The organism is Hyphomicrobium zavarzinii ATCC 27496, from assembly GCF_000383415.1.
Lineage (GTDB): Bacteria > Pseudomonadota > Alphaproteobacteria > Rhizobiales > Hyphomicrobiaceae > Hyphomicrobium_C > Hyphomicrobium_C zavarzinii.
This window is the reverse complement of the sequence record NZ_KB911257.1, coordinates 217,622-240,608: the sequence shown is the minus strand read 5'-3', so window position 1 is coordinate 240,608 and position 22,987 is coordinate 217,622. Positions and strand designations below refer to the sequence as shown.

The 22,987-nt window shown below is 62.2% G+C and carries 23 protein-coding genes and 1 tRNA gene; 17 read left to right on the top strand and 7 right to left on the bottom strand.

Annotated elements, in window-relative coordinates; genetic code table 11:
* Nucleotides 1-23: 23 nt before the first annotated feature.
* Complete coding sequence (locus F812_RS23280; protein WP_051113804.1) at nt 24-1,685, bottom strand: FMN-binding glutamate synthase family protein; 1,662 nt, start codon at nt 1,683-1,685, stop codon at nt 24-26.
* A 454-nt stretch (nt 1,686-2,139) separates the two neighbouring features.
* On the opposite strand from F812_RS23280, the gene F812_RS0109010 reads away from it, so the two are divergent.
* Together F812_RS0109010 and F812_RS0109005 are read left to right on the top strand one after the other, a co-directional pair.
* Nucleotides 2,140-2,499, top strand: coding sequence for a HigA family addiction module antitoxin (locus F812_RS0109010; protein ID WP_020085644.1), 360 nt, complete (start codon nt 2,140-2,142; stop codon nt 2,497-2,499).
* A gap of 272 nt (nt 2,500-2,771) precedes the next feature.
* Nucleotides 2,772-2,848, top strand: a tRNA-His gene (locus tag F812_RS0109005).
* Between the two features lie 36 nt (nt 2,849-2,884).
* Here the strand turns inward: F812_RS0109005 and F812_RS0109000 are convergent.
* Together F812_RS0109000 and F812_RS0108995 are read right to left on the bottom strand one after the other, a co-directional pair.
* On the bottom strand, nt 2,885-4,036 hold the full coding sequence (locus F812_RS0109000; RefSeq protein WP_040498151.1) for a DUF2778 domain-containing protein: 1,152 nt from the start codon (nt 4,034-4,036) through the stop codon (nt 2,885-2,887).
* A 335-nt stretch (nt 4,037-4,371) separates the two neighbouring features.
* Nucleotides 4,372-5,130: a TorF family putative porin gene (locus F812_RS0108995; protein ID WP_020085642.1), complete on the bottom strand. Its 759-nt coding sequence runs from the start codon at nt 5,128-5,130 to the stop codon at nt 4,372-4,374.
* A gap of 258 nt (nt 5,131-5,388) precedes the next feature.
* Here F812_RS0108995 and F812_RS0108990 point away from each other — a divergent pair, with 258 nt between their 5' ends.
* Nucleotides 5,389-6,834 carry a flavin-containing monooxygenase gene (locus F812_RS0108990; RefSeq protein WP_020085641.1) on the top strand — a complete coding sequence of 482 codons (1,446 nt, stop codon included), beginning with the start codon at nt 5,389-5,391 and terminating at the stop codon, nt 6,832-6,834.
* 67 nt (nt 6,835-6,901) lie between these two features.
* On the opposite strand, the gene F812_RS0108985 is transcribed toward F812_RS0108990, so the two are convergent.
* Genes F812_RS0108985 through F812_RS0108970 form a run of 4 tightly spaced genes read right to left on the bottom strand, consistent with a single transcriptional unit; the run spans nt 6,902 to nt 10,718 of the window.
* A complete protein-coding gene (locus F812_RS0108985) occupies nt 6,902-7,657 on the bottom strand; it encodes a creatininase family protein (RefSeq protein WP_026867977.1) in 756 nt (251 codons plus the stop codon).
* A gap of 29 nt (nt 7,658-7,686) precedes the next feature.
* On the bottom strand, nt 7,687-8,448 hold the full coding sequence (locus tag F812_RS0108980; RefSeq protein ID WP_020085639.1) for an SDR family NAD(P)-dependent oxidoreductase: 762 nt from the start codon (nt 8,446-8,448) through the stop codon (nt 7,687-7,689).
* A gap of 53 nt (nt 8,449-8,501) precedes the next feature.
* A complete protein-coding gene (locus F812_RS0108975; protein ID WP_020085638.1) occupies nt 8,502-9,872 on the bottom strand; it encodes a glutamine synthetase family protein in 1,371 nt (456 codons plus the stop codon).
* Nucleotides 9,873-9,932: 60 nt separating this feature from the next.
* Nucleotides 9,933-10,718, bottom strand: a complete 786-nt coding sequence (locus F812_RS0108970) for an SDR family NAD(P)-dependent oxidoreductase (RefSeq protein WP_020085637.1) — start codon at nt 10,716-10,718, stop codon at nt 9,933-9,935.
* A 131-nt stretch (nt 10,719-10,849) separates the two neighbouring features.
* Here F812_RS0108970 and F812_RS0108965 point away from each other — a divergent pair, with 131 nt between their 5' ends.
* The 14 genes from F812_RS0108965 to F812_RS0108900 all read left to right on the top strand — a co-directional run bounded on the left by F812_RS0108965 (nt 10,850) and on the right by F812_RS0108900 (nt 22,967).
* Nucleotides 10,850-11,617 carry an SDR family NAD(P)-dependent oxidoreductase gene (locus F812_RS0108965; RefSeq protein WP_040498095.1) on the top strand — a complete coding sequence of 256 codons (768 nt, stop codon included), beginning with the start codon at nt 10,850-10,852 and terminating at the stop codon, nt 11,615-11,617.
* 400 nt (nt 11,618-12,017) lie between these two features.
* Nucleotides 12,018-12,665 (top strand): ABC transporter ATP-binding protein, encoded by a 648-nt coding sequence (locus F812_RS0108960; protein ID WP_020085635.1) that lies wholly within the window; start codon nt 12,018-12,020, stop codon nt 12,663-12,665.
* Between the two features lie 11 nt (nt 12,666-12,676).
* Entirely contained in the window at nt 12,677-13,828 is a 1,152-nt protein-coding gene (locus F812_RS0108955; RefSeq protein ID WP_083929136.1) for an ABC transporter substrate-binding protein, read from the top strand.
* Nucleotides 13,828-14,541, top strand: coding sequence for an ABC transporter ATP-binding protein (locus tag F812_RS0108950; RefSeq protein ID WP_020085633.1), 714 nt, complete (start codon nt 13,828-13,830; stop codon nt 14,539-14,541). The genes F812_RS0108955 and F812_RS0108950 overlap by 1 nt, the downstream gene beginning before the upstream one ends.
* Before the next feature lie 2 nt (nt 14,542-14,543).
* Nucleotides 14,544-15,443 (top strand): branched-chain amino acid ABC transporter permease, encoded by a 900-nt coding sequence (locus F812_RS0108945; protein WP_020085632.1) that lies wholly within the window; start codon nt 14,544-14,546, stop codon nt 15,441-15,443.
* Complete coding sequence (locus tag F812_RS0108940) at nt 15,440-16,486, top strand: branched-chain amino acid ABC transporter permease (RefSeq protein ID WP_020085631.1); 1,047 nt, start codon at nt 15,440-15,442, stop codon at nt 16,484-16,486. Before F812_RS0108945 ends, F812_RS0108940 begins: the two co-directional genes overlap by 4 nt.
* Nucleotides 16,483-17,556, top strand: a complete 1,074-nt coding sequence (locus tag F812_RS0108935; protein ID WP_020085630.1) for a hypothetical protein — start codon at nt 16,483-16,485, stop codon at nt 17,554-17,556. Before F812_RS0108940 ends, F812_RS0108935 begins: the two co-directional genes overlap by 4 nt.
* Nucleotides 17,557-17,578: 22 nt before the next feature.
* Complete coding sequence (locus tag F812_RS0108930; RefSeq protein WP_020085629.1) at nt 17,579-18,940, top strand: glutamine synthetase family protein; 1,362 nt, start codon at nt 17,579-17,581, stop codon at nt 18,938-18,940.
* A gap of 53 nt (nt 18,941-18,993) precedes the next feature.
* Nucleotides 18,994-19,941, top strand: a complete 948-nt coding sequence (locus F812_RS23275; protein ID WP_083929135.1) for an alpha/beta hydrolase — start codon at nt 18,994-18,996, stop codon at nt 19,939-19,941.
* Between the two features lie 178 nt (nt 19,942-20,119).
* Nucleotides 20,120-20,893: a FadR/GntR family transcriptional regulator gene (locus F812_RS0108920; protein ID WP_020085627.1), complete on the top strand. Its 774-nt coding sequence runs from the start codon at nt 20,120-20,122 to the stop codon at nt 20,891-20,893.
* 52 nt (nt 20,894-20,945) lie between these two features.
* Nucleotides 20,946-21,677, top strand: coding sequence for a type 1 glutamine amidotransferase (locus tag F812_RS25400; protein ID WP_020085626.1), 732 nt, complete (start codon nt 20,946-20,948; stop codon nt 21,675-21,677).
* A gap of 383 nt (nt 21,678-22,060) precedes the next feature.
* Complete coding sequence (locus F812_RS0108910) at nt 22,061-22,441, top strand: hypothetical protein (protein WP_020085625.1); 381 nt, start codon at nt 22,061-22,063, stop codon at nt 22,439-22,441.
* Nucleotides 22,438-22,698 (top strand): DUF5985 family protein, encoded by a 261-nt coding sequence (locus F812_RS0108905; RefSeq protein WP_020085624.1) that lies wholly within the window; start codon nt 22,438-22,440, stop codon nt 22,696-22,698. Before F812_RS0108910 ends, F812_RS0108905 begins: the two co-directional genes overlap by 4 nt.
* Entirely contained in the window at nt 22,695-22,967 is a 273-nt protein-coding gene (locus tag F812_RS0108900) for a DUF5985 family protein (protein ID WP_020085623.1), read from the top strand. Before F812_RS0108905 ends, F812_RS0108900 begins: the two co-directional genes overlap by 4 nt.
* The last annotated feature ends 20 nt before the right edge of the window (nt 22,968-22,987 follow it).

The following is a 22,987-nucleotide window of genomic DNA, read 5'->3' as shown; positions in this document are numbered from 1 at the left end:
ATCCAAATTGATCGCGCTCTAGATCATTCGGCCGCGAGCACGGGAACGAAGTGAATGCCATGGCTGGAGGGCGCGAAGCTGTCGGCGCGTGCCAAGGCCCAGGCTGCCTCGAAGTGCCTGTCGCGGGTTCCCGACAACAGCTCGCCGGGACGGAGCGCGGGATAGAGCTCGGCGAAAGTAACGACGCGATCCGGCGCGGCCCGGTGCATGAAATGATGGGGCTTGAGCTCGCCGGGATGATCGAGGCCGGCCGCAGCCACAAGCTCGGCCAGCGCCTTGACGGTTTCCTTGTGGAACTGCGCGACGCGCAGCGCCTTGTTCGGCACGGAGATCGCCCGCTGGCGCAGCGGATCTTGCGTTGCGACACCGGTCGGGCAGCGGTCGGTGTGGCACTGCTGGGCCTGAATGCAGCCGACGGCAAACATGAAGCCGCGGGCAGCGTTGCACCAGTCCGCGCCGATCGCCATTACGCGCGCCATGTCGAAGGCGGTTGCAATCTTGCCCGAGGCGCCGATCTTGATGCGGTCGCGCAGGTTGGTGCCCACGAGCGCTGCATGGACGAAGGCGAGCCCGTCGCGCAGCGGCATGCCCATGTGATCCATGAACTCGAGCGGTGCGGCGCCTGTGCCGCCTTCCTTGCCGTCGACGACGATGAAGTCCGGCGTGATGCCCGTCTCCAGCATCGCCTTGACCACGGCAAGAAACTCCCATTGATGCCCGATGCAGAGCTTGAAGCCGATGGGCTTGCCGCCGGAAAGACGGCGCAGTTCTGCGACGAACTGCATGAGCTCGAGAGGCGTCGTGAAGGCCGGGTGCCGCGCGGGCGAGATGCAGTCGCGCCCCACCTCGATGCCGCGGATGCGCGCGACCTCCTCGGTGACCTTCGCAGCCGGCAGCACGCCGCCATGCCCGGGTTTGGCGCCTTGGGAGAGCTTGAGCTCGATCATCTTGATCTGCGGATCGGCAGAAACCTCGGCAAAGCGATCCGGTGAGAACGAGCCATCGGGGTTCCGGCACGCGAAATAGCCAGATCCGATCTGCAGGATGATGTCGCCCTCGTTCTCGCGATGGTACGGCGTGAAGCCCCCCTCCCCCGTGTCGTGGGCAAATCCGCCGATCTTGGCGCCCTTGTTGAGAGAGCGGATGGCATTGGCCGAAAGCGAGCCGTAGCTCATGGCCGAGATGTTGAAGACCGACGCTGAATAGGGCTGGGCGCACTGCGGGCCGCCGACGAGAACGCGGAAGGGATCGCGGGACGGCTCCTTCGGTGCCATGGAATGGTGGAGCCATTCGTAGCGGTTCTCGTAGACGTCGTACTGGGTTCCGAAGGGGCGCTTGTCGAGCTCCTTTTTGGCGCGCTGATAGACGATGGCCCGCTTGTCGCGGGGAAACGGCGATCCGTCCTTGTCTGCCTCGAAGAAGTACTGGCGCATTTCCGGCCGAATGTTTTCGAGCAGGAAGCGCAAATGCGCGGCGATCGGATAATTGCGGAGAATGGCGTGCTTCGTCTGCAGGAGATCGCGGACGCCGAGCGCAGAGAAAAAGAGAAAAACCAGAATGGGCGCTGAAAGATAGGGAGCGATGTCCGGGTTGCGCCAGGCGAGGACACAGAGCGCGAGCGTCCCGGCGACCGACAGCGAGAGCGGCAGATAGCGAGGCACGAATGGCAACAGCAACTGACGCATCATCGGGTCTCCGTTGCAGCGGGCCACGCCGCGTGGCAGCGCCCTCTCACCTTTCTACAAAAGGTTTGATGGTGGTTTTGCGAAGGTGACGCGAGGCGCTGAAGCGCCGCCTTCCGACGGGGGACGCACGCAAACAACTGTTCAGAAAATCAACGTGGAGTAAGGCGACGTCCGCAGCATGTCCTGAGACCCGGATCACGCGGACAGGGAATCGGAAAACAACAAAATGAGAAGAAAAGCCTAGCCGGAATTGGTGATGCAAAGGTGAACGAGCGAAGCGGACCGCATCGTCCGCTGTAATTGCCGGAGCCCTGCGGGGGCAGCAGGTCGTGCCGGCGCGTGACAATAAAAGCACGCGTTTGTCTTTGCGCGTGGTTTCTCGAGATTTCGATATGATGGAATTGCGACAATCATATTAGATTGAAAGGGAGAAACAAGAAAACGAAATAACCCGATGAAAAATTGTAGATTCAAGGAACAGGAGCGAGAGGAGTTCATACTTCTGGGGCCACCCCACCCGGGCGAGATCTTCAGTCAAGACATCTTCCCCCATCTCAGCGTCTCGAAGAAGAAGCTGGCGAAGGAGTTGGGTGTTTCGGGCAAGACGGTCTCCCGCTTCCTCGACAAGCGCGGGCGGGTCTCCGCGGATATGGCTCTGGGATTGGCCAGGCTGTCTGGCACAAGCGCGCTGTACTGGCTTGTCCTCCAGGCGCATCACGATGCATGGCGGGTGCAGCCGGAAGGCGATTTCCGCCAATCCATGCGCCCGCTCGCCAAGACGACGAAGGCATCGCGGAAGCGGCAGCTCGTTTAGGGCGGCGCCCCTTGCAAGACTATGCAACTTTGGCGATTTGCCGCCGTCGATCATTGATCTTGCGGGAAGGTCGCCCCGCTTCTATAAGCTCCCCAAGCAGGCCTACGGCACGTCTCGGTCTCGGCTTCTCACGAGCCGAGATTTTGTTTCTAGGGCGTTGATTTAGAACGCTGATCTGAACATTCCGAGGCTGGCTGCACAGGTTTGATGGTTGACAGGGCTCGCCCCGCAGCGATGAAATCGTTGCGCAAAGCGCGAGTCCCCACCGGTAAGCCGCCTTAGCTCAGCTGGTTAGAGCGCTAGATTGTGGATCTAGAGGTCCCCCGTTCGATCCGGGGAGGCGGTACCACCCAAACTCCCATTTTCAGCGATCGCACCGGCCGCGTCACTTGAAGAGCGACGTGAGCGAGAACGAGGACGCGACGATCACCGGGGGCGCCTCCGCGATCTGCGGGTGTGGCTCGTCGATATAGACGTTGAGACCGGTGGCCCGCCCCTCCTTGATCAGGGACGCGACGTAGGCCCACCCCTTGGGCTCGAGCCCGATGCACGCTTCCGACATCTCCCCCTTGAGGCGCATGTGGATCGCAATGTTTCCGCGCGCCAGGATCGCGGCCGTGTGCTGCGGGCTGAACAGATCGCGGTTCCAGAGCTTTCGAAGGTAGATGCCGGCCACGTGCCGCTTCGTGCGCGGGCCCCAGCTCACGCGCTGGCCGCGCTCTGAGGCAAAGGTGTATTCGCCGGGCGGCAGGGGACCGATGGCCTTGGCGGCAAAGCAATCGGGATCGGGGTTATTTCGGCAGATATCTCGTCCCGAGAGACCCCACACGACCGTTTGGCCGTTTATCTGAGGAGCATCCGAGATGATGAAAAGACGCCCGGTCTTGATGGTATAGCCGAGGCGGAAGCTCGGCACCGAAGGCGGCACTTCGTGCACCACGTCCTCGAACGGGTTGCAGATTTCTCCGCCGGTGAGCTTTCGCTCATAGCCCTTGATGTGAATGGTTACGAAGTCGACGCCATCGGCGCAATCCCACTGCGGCAACACCTTCTTGTTCGCAAGCGTGATGACAGGGGCGGGCCCTGCGGGCTTGGCGGGTTTGGGTGCTGCTTCGACAACCGGCTTCTTTGGGATCGGAAGCGTGGTGGTCGTCCAGTTCAGGGCGGGAGCCGAAGGTGGAGGCGGCGGCGATTTCCGCACCTGCTCGCATTTTTCCGAGAGCTTGGGAGGCTGGATCTGGGCCGCGGCCAGTTTGCGCGCCATCGCGCTTTCCGCGCCCTGCTGGATGTAGGACTGAATGAGAGCGGCCTGCACCTCGACCTGCTCGTCGGAGAGCTCGAAGATGCACTCGTCGTAGAGCTGATCGCCCACCTTGCTGAAAATATCAGCGATCTCGTCCGCCGCGGCCGGAACAGAGCCCGCCGCCGCGTCCGTCGCCTCTTGCGCAAGGCCCGGCCGCGCAAACGCGAGCAAACCACTCGCCGCGAGGGTGATGGCGAGGGCTAGGGATGCGCGCTTTGGCGAATGTCGATCCATGCGATGCTTTTGCCACATCGGGGCGGAATTTGCGCCCCTCGGGTAATCAAGATCGCATTGGTAGCGCGCGAGTCGGGGTGAGAGTAAGGCCTCACGGGGGTCGAATGAGGTGTCCGGACCCGGCCGGACCCCGGTCAGTTTATCTCTTTTCGCGGAGAAAGGTGTTCTCCAGGCGGGCGTCACGGGCGCCAATGATGGGGCGCCCACGCCGGTCCGGGGCCGAAAACGGCAAAGCCGCCGCGCTTGGGAGCGCAGCGGCCAAGTGTGGGTTAGTCTAGGTACTCTGGTAGTGTGAGCCTGAAGGTGGAAGTCCTCAGGCTTTTGCCGACGCGAAGCTACGGCAAAAGGTTGACGCCTGCCGAGAAGACGAACCGAGAGTCGGCGAGACCGTCATCCAAGGTCGTGTCCCAGTAGCGGAAATCCATGAAGAACTTGTCGACCGCGAGTTTCATGCCCGCGTTCCAGTAGGTGTAGGAATCTTCGCCCACCCAGTATCCGGTCGGATAATACACGTTGGTGCCCGACTCCGAGTGGCCCACGAGACCGCTGATCGTCGGCGAGAAGATGCCGAGCTTGGGCAGGTCGTAGGAAATCGTGCCTTCGTACGAGATGTTGTCGGTCGCTGCATAACCCTGGTCGGGCGTCAGCCAGACCGTCGCGCCAACCGTCATGTTGGTGACGGGCGTGGTGCTCGCGGAGATCTTGAACTCGTAATAATCGATGTCGGACGACGAGCCGAACTGGCCGCTGTCGCGGTTGCCGTAGAGATAGTAGTAGGCGGCGATGTCCCAGTTGATAGGGCCGGTGACGGGACGAATGCCGAGATAGACGTCCTGCTCCCACGGGCCGACCGGGCCATAGTCGATGTTGGACGTCCACAGTCCGAGGTAGGCGATGCCGTAGCTGAGTTCGGCATAGAGGTTCGCGGTGGGCTTTTCGTCCGTGTACGAGATGCCGCGGAACATGAATTCGCTCGCACCCGTGATGGTCAGCGCGTAGCCGAACTGTCTGTCCTCGGCTTGAGCCCCAGTCGTGGCCGCGCAAAGGGAAAGTCCAAGAGCGGCAATCGCGCCCGCGAAACTCTTTGTCGTCATATCAACCCCCGTTCTGCAGGCGGATCCTGTCCGTCTCCTGCACCCAAAAGAAATCGTCTCCGTCTGTCCGCGTCGTTGCTGAACTCAACCCACATCGCGGCCGTGCCTTGCCATTCGTTTCTGCAGAGCGCCCCTTCCGCTCTGGTCAAGAGAACAATCTTGACAATGGTCAATAGGTCTAACTAATAGACCACATAGACATTTGTCAAGAAGAGGTTGCGAGTGAACCCGAGGGCTTCGGTTGAGGGGCATGCGGTGATGCCTGTTGCGATCATCGGTTCAGGCTTTAGCGGCCTCGCCGCCGCCATTGCCCTCAAAAGAAGGGGCATTACGGATTTCACGATCTTCGAGCAGGAGCAAAGCCTTGGGGGCACGTGGTGGAACAACAGGTATCCCGGTGCCGAGGTCGATCTCGAATCGCACATCTATTCGTTTTCGTTCGAGCCCTATGACTGGACGCGGAACTACGCGAGCCAGCAGGAGCTGCTCGACTATCTCAATCACGTCGCTGCCAAATGGGACATCGTCCGCCACATTCGCTTCAACGAGAAGGTCGATACCGTCGCCTGGTCGGACGAGACCAAGACTTACACCGTGACCACGGCGTCGGGCGCCAAGCACGGCCCGTTCCGCTCGGTCATCAGCGCCGTCGGCTTCCTGAACCTTCCCCTTTTGCCGCCGTTCGCGCGCGGTGAGACGCCGTTCCTCGGCGATCAGACGCACACGTCGCGTTGGCCTGAAGGGCTGACGATGCATGGAAAGCGCGTCGGCATCCTGGGCACTGGGTCCTCGGCGGTGCAGGTAATCTCGGAAGCCGCGCGCGATGCCAGGTCGGTTAAGATCTTCCAGATCGAGCCGAACTGGCTGCTGCCGAAGCTCGCTCGCGATTTCACGCCGAGCGAGCGCCGCTGGAATCGCTTCGGCCCCGTGTCCTGGTGGAAGAGGTTCAAGCTCTACGCCGGCTACGACGTGCGCCAGTACGGCGCGAGCCACGCGCGCAAGGGCGGCCGCTCGAACCAGAAGCGTGCGGATCAGGCGCTCGCCTACCTTCACGCCTCTCTCGGAGACAGGCCTGATCTCCTCAAGCTTGCCACGCCCGCGTTTCCCTTCGAGGCGCGCCGCACGGTCATCAGCGATACCTACTATGACGACCTGAAGAATCCGAAGGTCGAGCTCATTCCCCATGCCGTGAAATCGCTCACGCCGAAAGGCGCGGTGGATGCCAACGGCACCGAGCACGAGCTAGACCTCATCGTCTATGCCACGGGCTTCGACGCCGCGAACTATCTCGGTGGCTACAAGGTCAAGGGCGAAGGCGGCGTCGATCTACATGAGAAGTGGAACGGCGAGCCCGAGGCGCTTCTGGGTTTGATGGTGCCGGGCTTCCCTAACTTCTTCATGATGTACGGCCCTAACACGAACAGCGTGCCGCTGGTGTCGTTCTACGAGGCTCAGGCCGACTTCGCCGCGTCCCTCATTTCCAAGCTTCTGAAGCGCGGAGCCAAGACGGTGTCGGTGAACCCCGATTGGTTCCGCAAGTTCAATGCGTGGCTGCAGGACCGGCTTTCGCGCACCGTCTGGGGCTCGACGAGCAACTACTTCCAGGCCCGTAGCGGCAAGGTCGTTTCGCAGTGGCCGTTCAGTGCCTCCGCCTACATCTTCGGAACCAAGCTTGCCCGGCGGTTCATGGTGACCTTCAAATAGCGCACGCAGCAGCGCTAAACTCGAGTGGCCTAGCTCGTCGAGCTAGGCCACTTTTTTAGGTCGGGTCTCAGGCCGCGTCCGGTCCGGGAGGAATGTCGGGCCACGGCTCCACCAGCGCCGTCTTGAGCAGCGCCGCGAAGTCCTCCACCAGCACTGACATCATCATCTGCCCGTCCTCTGCCGTCGCTTCGCTCGGATTGCCGACAGCGCCCGTGGGCGTCGTGCGCGGCGGCGGGTATTGGAATACCTTGCCAGGCGTCACATCCGGAATGTCGAAAGCCTTCTCCATGCGCACCATGTCGGGAGCCGCGTGCAGAAGCAGGGATGTCTCGCCCCGATTGGCGTGAAAATCCTCCGCGTCCCTCGAATAGAGCTGTCCGGCACGCTGCGAGATGTCCCAGAGCCCGAGCTGACGAAAGCGGGCTTCAGGCTGCTCGTATCGTAGCCGCAGGATTGCGCTCCCAAGAGAGGGGCCGTTGGTGGCGTGGCCCGACAGGAAGATGATCCGCCGAACGCCGGAGCGGATGGCCCACAGCGAAACGTCATAGATCACGCCCGTGAGCGTCACGGGATCGAGCGAGATCGTTCCCGGCCATTTCTCCGTATGCCCGTGCGAGCATCCATAGGGAATGGCGGGCAGCACGAGAACGCCCGCCTCCTTCGCCGCCAGCGTCGCCACTGTGTCGGCCGAGAACGTGTCGGTCCCCGTCGCCAGATGCGCCGCGTGCTGCTCCGTGGCTCCCACCGGCAGCACGGCGAGGTCCATTCCGCTCGCCACGAGATCCCCGATCTCGGGGCTCGTGAGCATATCCCAGCGTGGCATGTCCGGGTCTCCCTTCTCTCAACGCCCGATCAAGCCGCCGTCACGCCGCCGTCCACCATCAGCACGTGGCCGGTGATGTAGGAGGCGTCGTCGGAGGCGAGGAACAGCACGGGACCGGCGATCTCGTCCGCCCGCCCAGGCCGGGCCATCGGCGTTTGATCGATGCACCAGGCCAGCGCGTCCTGGTCGTTGTCGGCATGGGCGATGAAGCGCATGGAGGCGCTCATGGGCAGCACCGCGATGAAGCCCGGCGCGATCGCGTTCACGCGAATGCCGCGGGGCGCAAGCTCGATGGCGAGATAGCGCGTGAGCGCCTCGAGGGCAGCTTTCGAGGAGCCGTACATGGCGCCGCCGCGCATGCGGCCGATCTTTGCCGTTACGCTCGAGATATTGATGATCGAGGCCCCTTCCGAGAGGTGCGGGCTTGCCGCGCGGCACACGCGCGCCGCACCCGCGATGTTGACGTCCCACACCGTATTCAAGGCGTCGTCGGTGATGTCCTCAACCAGGCCATGGCGAAGAAGGCCGGCGCAATTGATGACGACTTTGAGCTTGCCCAGCGTGGTGCAGAACGCGACGCACGCATCGACCTCTGCTCCATTGCGAACATCCATGCGATAGAGAACGACGCCGTTCGGTTGATCCGTCGCGGGTTTGGTGGAAGCCTCGGGCGGAACGTTCATATCCGCTGCCACCACGAGGTAGCCAGCGTCCACCAGCCTCTTGTTGATCTCGCCGCCGATGCCGCCTGTCCCGCCGGTAACCAGCGCGACGTTCTTCACGTCCGTCATGTCGTGTCCTTTGCTTGAATAGTTTTGATATTTGTTGAAATGGCTTTGCGAGATCAGATGCGCTCGAAGTAGCGCATCAGCTCCCAGTCGGTGACGGTCTCGCGCTCGAAGGCATCGAGTTCGTTTTCCGAGAAGTTCTTGAGGTGGTCGTGCACCTCGTCGCCGAGGGCGGCCCGCACCTTCTGGCTCGCCGAGAACAGCGTGACCGCTTCCCGCATGGTTCCGGGCACGCGCGGAAGAGAGGCGTCCTCGTAGGCGTTGTCGGTGTAGAGCGCCGGGTGCGGGCTCCGCGCCTCGATGCCGTTGAGGCCGCTCGCGATGGTTCCTGCGAGCGCGAGGTAGGGGTTGGCGTCCGCGCCGGGAATGCGGGATTCGACCCGGAAGCTCTTGCCGTGTCCGACGAGACGGAAGCCGCACGTCCGGTTGTCCCCGCCGACGACGAGCTGCACGGGTGCGAACGACGTGGTGCGGAAGCGCTTGTAGGAATTGATGGTGGGAGCAGCGAGCAGGGCGAACTCGCGGCCATGCTCGATCATTCCGGCGACGAACGAGCCGAAGCGATCGGACATGTGAGTGTGGGAATCGGCGTCGTAGCTGATCGGCTGGCCCGTGCCGCTGTCCCAAAGGCTGATATGAACGTGGCAGGACGAGCCCACCTCGTCGATGAAGGGCTTGGCCATGAACGTCGCGGACATGCCGCGCAGGCTCAGGAGCTCCTTCACCCAGCACTTGTACATCAGGTGCCTGTCGGCCATCTCGAGCGCATCGGTGTAGCGCAGCGCGATCTCTTGCTGGCCGAGCCCCCACTCGGTCTTCGAATTCTCGATCTCGATGCCTGCAGCCTCCATGAGATCGCGGATCTCACCGATCACCTCCTCGTCGCGCGTCGACTGAAGGATGTGGTAGTCGCCGCGATAGCGCGACGTGGGATCGAGCCCCCGGTATCTCTTCTGCCAAGCCGTGTCATAGGTGTCCCGGAAGGTGAAGAACTCGAGCTCGGTTGCACATTTGAACGCGAGACCCATCGCTTGCGCCCGTGCGATCTGACGTTTCAGAATGGTGCGCGGTGCGATCGGGAGAAGCTCGCCCGTGGTCTCGTCCACCGCGTCGCAGAGAACGAAGGCGGTGTTCGGCATCCACGGCGTGATGCGGATCGTGTCGAGGTCCGGCCTCATCACGAAATCCTGGAATCCTTTGTCCCAGCCTGTGATCGCATAGCCCGGGCGCGGGTCCATATCCATGTCGGTGCAGAACAGATAGACCGAGGCGTGCAGGCCTTCGGAGCCGGAGGCGCACTGCAGGAAGTTCTTACCCGTCAGGCGCTTTCCGACGAGGCGTCCCCACAAGTCGCCAAGCCCGCATACGACGGTCTTGATCGTGCCGGCCTCGATCATGCGCCTGAGATCGTCCAGTGTCGTTGTCATTTAGGTTTCCTGATTGTTGGATGCGCGGGCGAGGTGGCGCATCGTGTCTCTCTGATCGCGTTAGTTGGAGGGATCGGGGGGCGTGAGGTAGGCACCCGTCATGCCGCCGTCGACGGGAAGCATCTGGCCGGTCATGTAGGAAGATTCGTCGGACGCCAGGAACGCCACGGTCGCCGCGATCTCCTCCGGGCGCGCCATGCGGCCCATTGGGATATGCAGGCGCCGGAGCTGATACGCCGCGTCGTCCTGCACGAGCTGGGCCGCCATAGCCGTCGCGGTGAGGCCCGGGCACACCGCGTTGACGCGGATGTTGCGCCGGGCGAGCGTCACGGCAAGCTCGCGTGTCATCGACAGCACACCGCCCTTGCTCGCGGTGTAGGCGATCTGCGCCGGGAATGAGCCCATCATCGCAACGATCGAGGAAATGTTGACGATCGAGCCGCCGCCGCCCCGTTCGATCACCGGGATGGCATGTTTGGAGCAGAGGAAGATGCTCTTGAGATTGACGGCGAGCGTCGTGTCCCAAGCTTCTTCCGTCGTGGATTCGACGTCGCCATCCTCGCGATGAACGATGCCCGCGTTGTTGACCAGAATGTCGAGCCCGCCGAGTTCGCGCACGCATGTGTCGATCATCGCCGAGACAGAGGCGGACGAGGCGACGTCCACCTCCACCGCAATTGCACGAAGCCCGCGCTGCGAGAGGTCTTTCGCGAGAGTTGAGGCGCCTGAAAGGTTGCGATCGGCGACCGCGACGTGCGCGCCATCGGCCGCGAGCCGCTCGGCGATCGCAGCGCCGATTCCGCTTGCGCCCCCTGTCACGATTGCGCGCCTGCCTTCAAGTGTCATTTGAGATCGTCTCCGCTTCGTTCAGATGCTGATGTCGTGAAAGCTCGCGCAACGTCGGTGAGTTTTTTGAGATGCGACGCCGCTCATTCGGTGGCATGTTCCGCGCCCTCAATGGTCTGGAGATTATACCGATGAGCCAAACATTCGAAAACAAGATCGCGTTCGTTACCGGTGCGGGCGGAGGAATTGGCCTTGCGATCGCACGCGATCTCCTGAGCGAGGGCGCAAGCGTCTTCGCCTTCGATTTGAAGCCCGAACCGCTGGAATTGAAAGGATTCGAGCGCGCGCGCTTCTTCCAGGGAGATCTGCGCGATGCCGCGAGCATCCGCGCCGTGTTCGCCGAGATCGACAAGGCGCACGGCAAGATCGATTGCGTCGTCAATGCAGCAGGGCTGTGCTTCTTCGAGCGTGATGGCTCCGTCGAGAAGGCCGACGACGCTGTATTTGCTGCGACCATGGACGTGAACCTTACGGGCGCGATCCGTGTGGTGAGAGAAAGCCTCCCGCTGCTTCGCAAGGCAGGCGGCGGATCCTTCGTGCACATCGCGAGTGTCGTCGCCTTGAGGAACATGGAGAACATCATCGACGGCGGTCCGGCGGATGCCTACCAGATTTCGAAGGCAGGTCTCGTGTCTTTCTCGCGATCCCTCGCCATGCAGTACGCGCGCGAAAAAATCAGATCGAACACCGTTTGCCCCGGATCGATCGCAACGCCGATGACCGCGGACATCTACGTAGATAGCAAGCGCGTCTCCGCCATGGAGGCGAGAACCCCGCTCGGCATCATCGGTCAACCTGAAGATGTGTCTGCTGCCACGCTTTTCCTGCTCTCGGAGAAAGCGCGCTTCATTACCGGCATCGATCTCGCCGTAGATGGAGGATTGCTGGCGAAGCTGTGAGGGCGCGAGCGCCCGGAACGCCCTCCGGATCTCGTTATTCGCCGCGTCCCGACAAGGCTTTTGTCTGGAGATCGGGCACGCGAGAGCCATTCACGGAGATCCTTCGTCGTCGCGTCACGCATTTGGTGTGAGACCGATAGCGTGACGCACAATTGTTGTTGACTTAGATCAAACTATGGACTGAAATGTAGACTAAAGGCAATATTAGATATTTGGAACTAGGTTCACGAGTTGGGAAACGGAACGCAGGTAATGGGGGATACCCAAGAGCGCCGGGACGACGCAGCACCTGATGTCCGCGTAAGTGGCCTAGTCGTCAGCGGTGTGCGAAAGAGCTTCGGGGGGGCTGAAAGTTCTTCGGGGCGTCGATCTCGACTGTGGCGTTGGAGAGATTGTCGGCTTGATCGGTCCGAACGGCGCCGGGAAGTCTACGCTCATCAACGCGATTACATCCTTGATGCAGGTGGACGAGGGTGAGGTCACCATCGCCGGCCGCCGCGTCAGCAACACCAGCCCGCAGTTGTGCATGTCCGCAGGTCTGGCGCGGACGTTCCAGAACATCAAGCTCTTCACGCGCCTCACCGTTCGCCAGAACATCGAGGTGGCGCTGACGAGCGGCCAGCGTGATCGCGCCGAGCAGACTGCCGCGATCGATGTCGGCGAGTTGCTCGCCTGGTTCGAGCTTGAACGCATCCAGCATTGGAAAGCAGGCGCGCTCTCCTACGGCAATCAGCGCCGTCTCGAGATCGCGAGAGCCTTGGCGCTCGGTCCTTCTTTTCTTCTCCTCGATGAGCCGGCGGCGGGAATGAACGCTGTCGAAACCACCGCGCTGATTTCGGCCGTGAAGGGAATTCGCGACCGGTTCGGGTGCGGCGTGGTCGTCATCGACCACGACCTTCGCTTCATCATGACCCTGTGCCAGCGAATTTTCGTGCTGGACGCGGGCGAGATCGTCGCCAGCGGCCTGCCGGAGGAGATCCGCAGGAATCCGCGGGTGATCGAGGTCTACATCGGACACGAGCGATCGAAAAAGCACGCTGGAAGCTAAAGGAGCATCGAATGAGACTGAGAGACGTATTGCTGACCTCCATTGCCATTGCGGGCGTGGTTGGGAGCGGCCCGGCGAACGCCGCTGACCAGCTCGTAATCGGCTACGCGGCGGCTGTGACCGGCGGCTTGGCGCCCTACGACAGCCCGGACGGCGTTTCGTGCCGCGTGGCGCAGATCAACGAGGCTGGCGGTATTCTCGGAAAGCCCGTCAAGCTCATCATTCGCGACACGAAGAGCGATGCGGTGACCGCGAGCAACGTTGGCCAGGATCTCATCGATCAGGGCGCGAACGTGCTTCTGGGGCCGCCCACGGACGACGGCCTGATCCCGATCGCGCAGCTCGCCCTGCCCAAGAGCATTCCGGTTCTCTCTGTCGGCGCGACGCAGCCCGCATTCCCCGTTGCCTCTCCTGAGAACGGATATCTCGTGCCGTTCGGAGACAACGCCTCCGCCGCTGGCGCCGCCGAAGTTGCCTACAAGGCCGGCCATCGCAAGGCCGTGTTGATGATTGCCAACGACGTCGGCGCCTATTCGGCTGTCACGCCGGAGTATTTTGCGAAGGCCTTCGAGAAGCTCGGCGGCAAGATCGTCGGACGCGTCAACTACCACCACGGTCTGGCTGACTACAACGCGCAGGTCACCGAGATCAAAAACATCGCCGACAAGCCCGACATGATCTTCGCGGCGATCCTCGTACCGGACGCTGGCGTTCTGGTGCGCACGATCAAGGCCACGGGTCTCGATATGCCCGTGTTCGGCACCGATGGCTTCGACGATCCGTCGTTCCCCGAGGTCGCGGCGGGCGGCGCCGGGCTCGCCACGTTCGTCACCCACGGGTTCCCCGGCGAGGGCAGCGCCCTCAAGGCCTTCTATGATGATTGCACCAAGAGAGGCTTCAAGGTGCAGAACATCTTCTTCGGCCTCGGCGGCGAGGCGGTCGAGGTGGTGAAGGCGGCGGTTGAAAAGGCGAACTCGTTCGACTCCGCCGCCATCAACGGCGCCATCAAGGAGATCCAGGATCTCAAGGGCATCACCACCGGCTCGATCACTTACAAGGATCGCGGCGGCGTGCCCCTGAAGGAGATGACCGTCATGCAGGTCAAGGATGGAAAGATGACGCCCATCGAGACCGTTCGTCCGAGCTGGGTTGCGGCGCCCTGATGTTGCAGCTCGAGAACGTTCATGTGAGCTACGGGCCTATCAAGGCTGTCCGCGGCGTTTCTCTTGAGGTCAAGGGGGGCGAGATCGTCGCCCTCCTTGGTCCCAATGGCGCCGGAAAGACGAGCCTCGTGTCGTCTGTGGTTGGGCTCGCACCCACGTCGGCCGGCAAGATCCGGCTCGATGGAGCGGATATCACGGGCGAGCCCACCGAAAGGATCGTCACCCGCGGTATCACGCTGACGCCGGAAGGACGGCGCGTCTTCGCCGACCTCACGGTTGGCGAGAACCTTCAGCTTGGCGCGGCCTGCCGCAAGGACAGGGACGGCGTGGCCGAGGATCTCGAAACGTACCTTGAGCTGTTTCCCATTCTGCGCAAGCGCTACGCGGCCCGTGCGCGGATGCTGTCGGGCGGCGAGCAGCAGATGCTGGCCATCGCGCGCTCGCTCATGTCGCGCCCGAAGATGTTGATGCTCGACGAGCCATCGCTCGGTCTCGCGCCGCGCGTCGTCGATCAGATCTTCGAGCTCCTCCACGGATTGCGCTCCAAGGGCCTTACCATGCTCCTTGTCGAGCAGAACGCCAACGAGGCGCTCGATCTTGCCGATTCCGCATACGTGATTGCGAGCGGATCGTTGGTGTTCGGAGGTAAAGCCGCGGATCTCAAGGCTTCCGGCGAGGTGATGGAGATGTATCTCGGTCTGGAGGGCCACTGATCGTGTCGGATTACATTCTCCAACAGGCATTCAATGCCCTCAGCGTCGGCGGCGAGTATGCGCTGTTGGCGCTCGGCCTTGCCATCGTGTTCAGCGTGATGAACCTCGTCAATTTTGCCCATGGTGACATGATCACCGTCGGCGGCTACGCGATGTTCCTCTTGCTCATGTTCGGTGTGCGCGACCCCCTCCTCGTTCTTCCCTTCGGCGTTCTGATGACGGTTGCGGCCGCGCTCCTGCTGGAGCGGATCGCCTTCAAGCCCGTGCGAAACGCCTCACCGACCACCGGCATGTTGACGGCGTTCGGCGCGAGCATCGTCATCCAGAACATCGCCCTCATCTTCGGCGGAAGCAGGCCGAAGGCCGTTCCGACTGCCGACTGGATCGCGTCCTCGATCTCCCTCGGCTCCGTCCAGATTCCCATCGTCCAGGTGCTCGAAACGGGCGTCACCATCGCGGCCATCATCGGGCTCGTGGCGTTGCTGCGTTACACGACCGTCGGATTGGCCATGCGGGCGGCCGCCAAGGACGTACCGACTGTTCGCCTCATGGGCATCAAGGCGGATCGCGTGATTTTGACCGCATTCGCAATCTCGGGATTTCTCGCGGGCCTCGCGGGAATCTTCATTCTGGCGCGGCGCGGCGCCGTTGACCCCTTCATGGGCTTTGCGCCGGTGCTCAAGGCATTCGTTGCTGCTGTGCTGGGTGGCTTCGGCAGCCTGCCGGGCGCCGTCGTGGGCGGCTTCGCCCTCGGCATCGCGGAGGTCACGCTCCAGGTTGTGCTGCCCCAGGAGATCGCAGGGTTCAGAGACGCGATCGTGTTCTTCCTGATCGGCGTGGTTCTGGTGTTCCGGCCTCAGGGCATTCTCGGCGAGCGTCCGGATTTCGGAGAAAAGTCTTGAGCAACCTCGTTCAATCGGCCAAAGGCGCCCTTCTGCTCGGGGCCATCGTCGCGCTTATCGCGGTGGCGGCCACGCTCTTCGCCGAGCCGTTCTATCAGCGCATCGTCTTCATCTTCATGGTGAACCTGATCGCCGTGATCGGTCTGCAGGTGTTCATGGGCAATGCCGGGATCACGAACTACGGACACATCGCGTTCATGGGGATCGCAGCCTACACGGTTGCCATTCTCGTGACGCCCATTGCGATCAAGAAGACCGCGCTCGCCAACGCGCCGTTCGGGCTCGCGGGCATGGAGTTCGGGATCTGGACCAGCGTCGCCATCGCCCTGCTGGTGACCGTCGTGATCGCCTTTCTGGTGGGCTCGATGCTGGTGCGGCAGACCGGAACCCCGGCGTCTATCGCAACGCTTGCGCTGCTCGTCATCGTGCATGTTGTGATCATGAACTGGGTGGATCTCACGCGCGGCCCCCGCGCCATATACGGCGTTCCCGTTAAGGCCACATTGGGGTGGGCCGCGTTCTGCGCCATCGCCGCGATTTTTGTGGCGCGCCTGTTCAGAGACTCCCGATGGGGCCTTCAGCTGCGCGCCGCCAGCGAGAATATCGCCGCTGCGAGCGCCATGGGCGTTCGCATCAAGCGGCTGCGATTGGCGGCATGGGTTCTGAGCGCGGCGCTGCTCGGCGTCGCGGGCGTCCTCTTCTCGCTGTTTGTGGGCACCATCAGCCCGAGAAGCTTCTACTTCGATCTTACCTTCCTCACGCTCGCGATGCTCGTGGTCGGCGGCGTCTACAGCGTGAGCGGGGCGGTGATCGGCTCCGTTGTCATGACGGTGGGCTTCGAGATCACGCGCTATCTCGAGAACGGACCGTCGCTCGCAGGCATCAAGCTGCCCGAGATGTTCGGCCTTACCGGCGTCTTCCTGGGCGTCACCATTGTGCTGTGCATGATCCTGCGGCCGCACGGACTGGTCGGCGGTGACGAAATCGATGAGATCTGGCGTCGCCGGAGCCAGGATCGTGCCGCCGGCGGAGATGTATCATGACAGGAAGCCGGGAAAGCGCCTCGCCGCTGGTTCATCACGAAGCCATCGGCTACGAGATCCGTCGAGGCGGATATCTGGATCACGCGGCCTCTACGTACGTGCTGGCTGACAAGGCTCTCGCCGAAGGTCGCTTCCAGGACGCGGCCGAGCTTGCGCGCTATACCATCCGCGAGGCGGTCGAGGCGCACGAGCTCTATCGGGATTGGATCGTCGAGATACGGGCGTTTCTCGAAGCGCGCGGTGTCGCGACCCAGGTGATCGACGCCGAGGAGCGCCGCATCCGCGATCTGGTGAAGAACGCCGACGGCACGGAGTTCGATCCCGAGGCCGGCTGGGCGCGCTACAACGCGCTGATCGAAGCGTGCGCGTCGTCGTGCGTGGCGGGTCATGCCGATCAGGCGAGCGCCGAACTCGAGCAGGCACGCCAGCTCTGGCGCGACACCCACGATAGAAAATGCGATTGGGTCTACGGCCTTGTCGACGTCGCGGCCAAGCAGATCGGAGAAAGCTGTATCGGTGAGCTGTGGGATGCGCTCATGGCGCCGATGTACGCCTACTATGTGCGTTACGACGTGGACAACAATCCCTGGCCGCGCTCGTTCGACCTTCTGATGCACTATGCGCTCGAAGGCCTGCGGGGGCACCTGAGCGGGCCCGGACGCCTCGGCACCATCGAAGTGTTCGAGGAGGAGGACCGCTGGGGGATGCGCTTCGATCCGTGCGGCTCCGGCGGGCGCACCTATCGCGATGATCCGGACACCGGCCTGCCGCCGCGCATGGAGCCGCCTTACGGCTTCGGTGTCACCACATCCGAGCACGAGTGGGCCTGGAACAAGAAGGGCGTGTGCCTCTACTGCGTTCACTGTTGCGCGCTGAACGAGCGCATGCCGATGCGCAGGTTCGGCTATCCGACGCGTGTCGTCGATCCGCCCACGTGGCCTGATGCCAAAGCCGGCGGGAAGTGCACCTGGTACGTCTACAAGGATCCGAAGCTGGTGCCGCAGTCGATTTACGAGCGGGTAGGCATGACGAAACCCGCCCATATCGGCGGCGCCGCACAGAAGAAATAGAAACGGAAAGCTGGGATCAAGAATGGCCGCGCCAGCCAAGCGACTGGATTTGGGAAGCCTGCCGGAGCAGGGAATAGAGTTCGTGCAGATGGAGACCGTCGATCTAGACGGCGCGCTCCGCGGCAAGTTCCTGCCGGCCGCGAAGGTGAAGCCGGATTCGCAAGGCGCTTTCTGCACCATCGTTTATCAGTTTACGCCGGTCGACGACGTCTGGGTGACGAGGCACAGCTCCTTCGACAACGGCTTCCCCGACATGAAGGCCCGTCCGGATCCGGACACGGCCGTGCCCCTCAATTGGCGCGAGAACACCGCCGCCGTCATTTACGACATGTACAATCCCGACGGCTCGCCTTATCCGCTCGCGCCGAGGTCCGTCCTGAAGAAGGTGGCGTCCCGCTTCCAGGAGACGGGCTACGAACCCATGTTCGGCATCGAGTTCGAAGCATTCGTCATGCATGCGGACGAGGGGCTTATGGCGGAAGGCCGCCATCACGAGATGAAGCCCCTCGGCGCCATGCACAATGCCTATCGGCTTGCGGAATCGGACGGCGTGCGCGAGCTGGCATGCGCTTTCATGCAGCGGATGCGCGGCGCGGGCGTGGAGGTGGAAGCGTTCCACACCGAGCTCGGGTTCGGCGCCTTGGAGTTCGCGCTCGCGCCTGCCGGGGCTGTCGCAGCAGCCGACAATGCAACGCGCGCCAAATCCTATTTCCGCGCGCTCTGTGCGGAGCGTGGCTTGGTCGCGACGTTCATGGCCAAATGGAAGATCGGCGAGTCCGGGTCCGGCGGCCATGTGCACCAGAGCCTTTGGCAGAACGGGCAGAACGCGTTCTTCGATCCCGCGCGGACCACAATGTCGGACCCGGCGCTGAGCTACGCGGCCGGCCTCATCAAGACGATGCCGGAGTTCTCGATCCTGTTCCGGCCGAACGTCAACTCGTACCGCCGGTTCGACTACAAGTCCTGGTCGCCGGAGAATGCATCCTGGGGTTACGACAACCGGAGTGCCGCGCTGCGCGCCATCCGCCAGCCGGGCCGCAACGCTTTCCGTTTCGAGCATCGCGTGCCGGGCGCCGATACCAATATGTATCTGGTCCTTGCGGCCATGCTCGCCGGCGGTCACCTGGGACTGACGAGCAAGCTCGCGCCGCTCGCAGGCGCGGAAGGCAATGCCGCGCTCGATCCCAATTGGGCGCGCCTGCCGTCCTCCTTGCCCGAAGCGACCGAGATGTTCCGCAATTCCGAGATCGCCAAGGATTACCTGGGCAGCGCCTTCGTCGAGCACTACGCGGCCTCTCGGGACATCGAGTGGCAGCACTGGCTGGCGTGGCAGGCCGAGCAGGTCACGCCGTACGAGCTGAAGCGCTACTTCAAGACGGTTTGAGCCCGCGTTTCTCGCTTTCAGTTTCCTTCAACGACAATCTACGTGGTCCCCTTATGAGCGAATTGCACCCCACCCTGAAAAACATCCTGTCTCAGCCTGAAAACCCCAATGCCGTTCCGGTGGAGGTGCAGGATCCGAACGAGGCGAGAAAAGAGTGGAAGGGAGATATGGCGGGCGTGGATGCGCCGGCCCCCCATATGGGGCGCGTCTGGGAATTCGAAATACCAGGCCCCGCAGGATCCATCCCCGCGCGGGCCTATCAGCCGGAGGGGCTCGTCGGTGAAAAGCGCCCCCTTCTGATCTACTACCACGGTGGCGGCTTCATCCGCGGCGACATCGACACGCACGATTCCATTTGCCGGGTTCTCGCCAGCAAGGCCGGCTGTCTCGTCGTGTCGCCGGCCTATCGGCTGGCCCCGGAAAACCCCTTCCCCGCGGCAGCACACGATGCCTACGCGGTCGCTGAATACATGAGCGCCAACGCAGCCGCCTTCGGCGTCGATCCGGATCGGATCGCAGTCGGCGGCGACAGCGCGGGCGGCAACGTTGCAATCGCGGCCTGCCTCCAGGCCCGGGACAAAGGCGGCCCGAAAATCAGGTATCAGCTTCTCATCTACCCGGTGACGGACCTCACGAGCCAGAACGAGTCGAAGCGCCTCTACTCGAAGGGCTACCTCCTGAACAGCATGCCCTTCTATATCGCGAGCTACCTTGGCCCCAACGGTGACGGAGGCAACGAGCTGGCCTCTCCGCTGCTCGCGAAAGATCTATCGCGGCTGCCGCAAGCCCTGGTCATCACCGCCGGTTTCGATCCCCTGCGTGATGAGGGTCAGGACTTCGCTCGCAAGCTCGCGGCAAGCGGTGTCGAGGTGAAGCACAAATGCTACGAGGACATGATCCATGGCTTCGTTTCGCTTCGCGGTCTTTTGCCGGAAGCAGACGCGGCGCTCGGCGAGTGCGCCCGTCATATGGCCGAAGCATTAGGCGGAAAATCCGCCTGATGCCGTTTCTCTTTCTCTTAGCAAAAAACTTGAATTGCTTTTCGAAACTGATTGACCTCAATGGGCACATCGTCACAGGCTAAGAGCAACCAATCAATCATTAGACCATTGGTCCAATAGGTGCTATATCATTGTGCATGTGCACAAAGCGCGCGCATAGACAATGAGAGCAAAACACGTGAACCCCTCTGCTCCCGTTAAACAGCCGGATCATTCGATCGGCTCCATCAGGGCCACAGCGACTTACGAGCTGGTCGTCGAGCAGCTTCGCAAGGCAATTTTCCTCGGCCGCTTCATGCCGGGAGACAAGCTCCCTCCCGAGCGGGATTTGGCCACGCAGATGCTCGTATCTAGAACGACGATCCGCGAGGCGATCCGCGTACTCGAAGGCGAGGGATTGCTCGCGGTCAAGCGCGGCGCTGCGGGAGGTCTCATCGTGCTCGGCCAGAACCGGCTGAACAATGCGGAGATCGAGGCCTACATGGAGACCCAGAGGGGTCTTCTCGACAGCCTCTTCGAATACAGGCTGGCGAACGAATGCGCTGCAGCTTCGCTCGCGGCCGTGCGGCGCGACAAGAAGCATCTCGCCCGCCTGCGCAGCGCGCTCACCGAAATGGATGCGCTGTGTGCGAACAAGGAAAGCCGCGCGAACATCTCCAACATCGCACGCTTCTTCGCCTGCGACTCCGAGTTTCATCTCGCCATCGCCGAAGCGTCCATGAACCATTTTCTTTTCGAGGCGGTCGAGCAATCGCGCGCGGCGATGTTCCTGCCCGTCGGAAAGGTGTTCAACCGCCTGGAGGATCGCGCGAACGATCATCATCAGGGTATCTACGCGGCGATCGAGAGCCAGAACAGTGAGCTTGCCGCGCAGCGCATGAAAATGCACATCGAGGCGACGCGCGTGAGTTTGTACAACCTCATGCCGAAGCCCGCGAAATCGAAAAAGTAGAGACCACGCGTCGCCGAGAGGCGATCCTTCATTCGAGAGCTGGAAGACCCTGGTGACCGTTCCCGTGAAGATTCTCGCCATCATGCCCGGCGGCATGGCCGGTGTCGAAGAAACAGGATGCATCGGAAAAGTCGTGCAGGATCGGGGGGCCGACCTCCACTGGTCGTTCAGGTTGAAGGGCGACGCGCTCCCCGAACAAACGAAGCAGTTTGACGGGCTGATCGTGTTCGGCGGCGAGATCGGTGCTCACGATCCGCGCTATGCAGATTATTTCGACGGCCTGTTCCGGACGATCCGCGCGTTTCACGAGGACGAAAAGCCGGTATTCGGATCCTGCCTCGGCGCGCAAAGCATCGCTTGCGCATTGGGCGGCGGTGCGATGCCGCAAGGCTTCTTCGAGTTCGGGTTCACGGAGCTCAGGGTAAAGCCCGAAGCCGCATCGGATGCGCTGCTCCACGATACACCCGAGAGCATTCCGCTTTTTGAGATGCACAACGACACGCTGGCGTTACCGCCGGGGGCCGTTCACCTGATGCACGGCGACAATATTCCAAATCAGGTGTATCGCGTGGGTGCGAAGACCTATGGCTTCCAGTGCCACTTCGAAGCCGAGCGCGAGGTCGTGGACATCTGGCTTCGCAGGGAACTCTCGTCCGAGACCGGCCATTCCGAGGCGGAGATCGCGGACATGGCTGCGAGGATGGACCGCGAGTTCGCGCAGTTCGACGCTGCTCAGCGCGCGTTTGGTGAGCGCGTAGTGAACCGCTGGATGGATCTCTTCTAGAGCATTCCGCGTCCGGCCCCGCGCACCCTTTTCAAAGACGTCACGATCAGTGAGCCAGCACCCCTTTGGGGTGGCGGGCTCGCTGCGTTTTGCAATCATCCGTTAGAGGCCAGGATCTGGCGAAAGAGTGCTCCAGCAGAGGTCAAGATGACGGCCTCGTAGCACCGCCGCCGGCGGCTCCAATTTTCTTCGGCCTCAGATGGGAACCTTCGCGCCCGTGCCGCGTTTTGCTGAGTTCGCCGCTATCGGGGTGCACGAGAGCAAGACTTTTTTTGTCGATCCGTCCGCTGAGCCTGGCCGATGACTGTCACATCGGCTGGCGCAGTTTGCCTATCACGCAGCACACCTATCACGCAGCACAAAGGGGTGAGTCCAGAAGAGCAATGTCGGAGAGCCCAGTACCTCTGGATCTTCAGGACTTCATCCTGAGGCACATCGATTCGATCGCCCAGATAGAGGCTCTGCTTCTTCTACGCCGCCACGAGGAAGAGGTTTGGGATGTCACCTCCACGGCCAGACGACTCTATATCTCAGAGCAGAGCACGGAGGAGATCCTTGCCAATCTGTGCAACGACGGACTGCTCGCGTGCGGGGACGGAATATACCGGTATGCCCCTCGTTCTCCGGAGATTGAGCAAATGGTGGCGCGTCTGGCCGAGACCTACAAGAGCAACCTCATCGCCGTTACCAACATAATCCACTCGAAGCCGCGCCGAATTCGGGAGTTCGCCAATGCGTTCAAACTGAGAAAGGACCGTGGATGATCGTCGCGACCATCTACAGCCTCTGTGCCATGACGGCCCTCTTGTGCACGTACCTCTTGCTGAATGCTTACGCGAAGAGCGGCTACCGCCTGCTGCTCTGGAGCGGACTTTGCTTCGCGGGCCTCACCATCAACAATCTTCTGCTGGTGATCGACAAGCTTGTCATTCCCGATGGTGACCTTTCGTTGTGGCGCACGGCGAGCGCGCTCGGCGCGATGATGATCCTCCTCTATGGCTTGGTGTGGGATTCGGAATGAACGATCAGGTCAACTCCGTTCTGCTCGGTGCCGTGGCGATGGCCTCTCTGATGGCCTCGCTTTTCTTCCTCAAGTTCTGGCGGCAGACGCGGGACGTATTTTTTCTGTTGTTCGCCGTCGCTTTCGGTGTCGACGGCATCGGCCGCTTCTATCTCGGCGTCAATCCGTCGTTGGAGGAGCATGAGCCGGTCTACTACTTCGTGCGGCTCCTCACGTTTTTTCTCATCGTCTTCGCAATCGTTCTGAAGAACAAGCCCCGACGGGGATAGTGACGGCACGTGCTCTCGTC

Bases quoted from the DNA above. Each gene is read 5' to 3' on its own strand.
- F812_RS0109010 (WP_020085644.1), top strand. From the start codon at position 2,140: ATGAAAAATTGTAGATTCAAGGAACAGGAGCGAGAGGAGTTCATACTT.
- F812_RS23275 (WP_083929135.1), top strand. From the start codon at position 18,994: ATGAGCGAATTGCACCCCACCCTGAAAAACATCCTGTCTCAGCCTGAA.
- F812_RS0108975 (WP_020085638.1), bottom strand. From the start codon at position 9,872: ATGACAACGACACTGGACGATCTCAGGCGCATGATCGAGGCCGGCACG.
- F812_RS0108950 (WP_020085633.1), top strand. From the start codon at position 13,828: ATGTTGCAGCTCGAGAACGTTCATGTGAGCTACGGGCCTATCAAGGCT.
- F812_RS0108910 (WP_020085625.1), top strand. From the start codon at position 22,061: ATGTCGGAGAGCCCAGTACCTCTGGATCTTCAGGACTTCATCCTGAGG.
- F812_RS0108995 (WP_020085642.1), bottom strand. From the start codon at position 5,130: ATGACGACAAAGAGTTTCGCGGGCGCGATTGCCGCTCTTGGACTTTCC.
- F812_RS0108970 (WP_020085637.1), bottom strand. From the start codon at position 10,718: ATGACACTTGAAGGCAGGCGCGCAATCGTGACAGGGGGCGCAAGCGGA.
- F812_RS0108905 (WP_020085624.1), top strand. From the start codon at position 22,438: ATGATCGTCGCGACCATCTACAGCCTCTGTGCCATGACGGCCCTCTTG.
- F812_RS23280 (WP_051113804.1), bottom strand. From the start codon at position 1,685: ATGCGTCAGTTGCTGTTGCCATTCGTGCCTCGCTATCTGCCGCTCTCG.
- F812_RS0108965 (WP_040498095.1), top strand. From the start codon at position 10,850: ATGAGCCAAACATTCGAAAACAAGATCGCGTTCGTTACCGGTGCGGGC.
- F812_RS0108990 (WP_020085641.1), top strand. From the start codon at position 5,389: ATGCCTGTTGCGATCATCGGTTCAGGCTTTAGCGGCCTCGCCGCCGCC.
- F812_RS0108935 (WP_020085630.1), top strand. From the start codon at position 16,483: ATGACAGGAAGCCGGGAAAGCGCCTCGCCGCTGGTTCATCACGAAGCC.
- F812_RS0108900 (WP_020085623.1), top strand. From the start codon at position 22,695: ATGAACGATCAGGTCAACTCCGTTCTGCTCGGTGCCGTGGCGATGGCC.
- F812_RS0109000 (WP_040498151.1), bottom strand. From the start codon at position 4,036: ATGGATCGACATTCGCCAAAGCGCGCATCCCTAGCCCTCGCCATCACC.
- F812_RS0108985 (WP_026867977.1), bottom strand. From the start codon at position 7,657: ATGCCACGCTGGGATATGCTCACGAGCCCCGAGATCGGGGATCTCGTG.
- F812_RS0108980 (WP_020085639.1), bottom strand. From the start codon at position 8,448: ATGACGGACGTGAAGAACGTCGCGCTGGTTACCGGCGGGACAGGCGGC.
- F812_RS0108955 (WP_083929136.1), top strand. From the start codon at position 12,677: ATGAGACTGAGAGACGTATTGCTGACCTCCATTGCCATTGCGGGCGTG.
- F812_RS0108930 (WP_020085629.1), top strand. From the start codon at position 17,579: ATGGCCGCGCCAGCCAAGCGACTGGATTTGGGAAGCCTGCCGGAGCAG.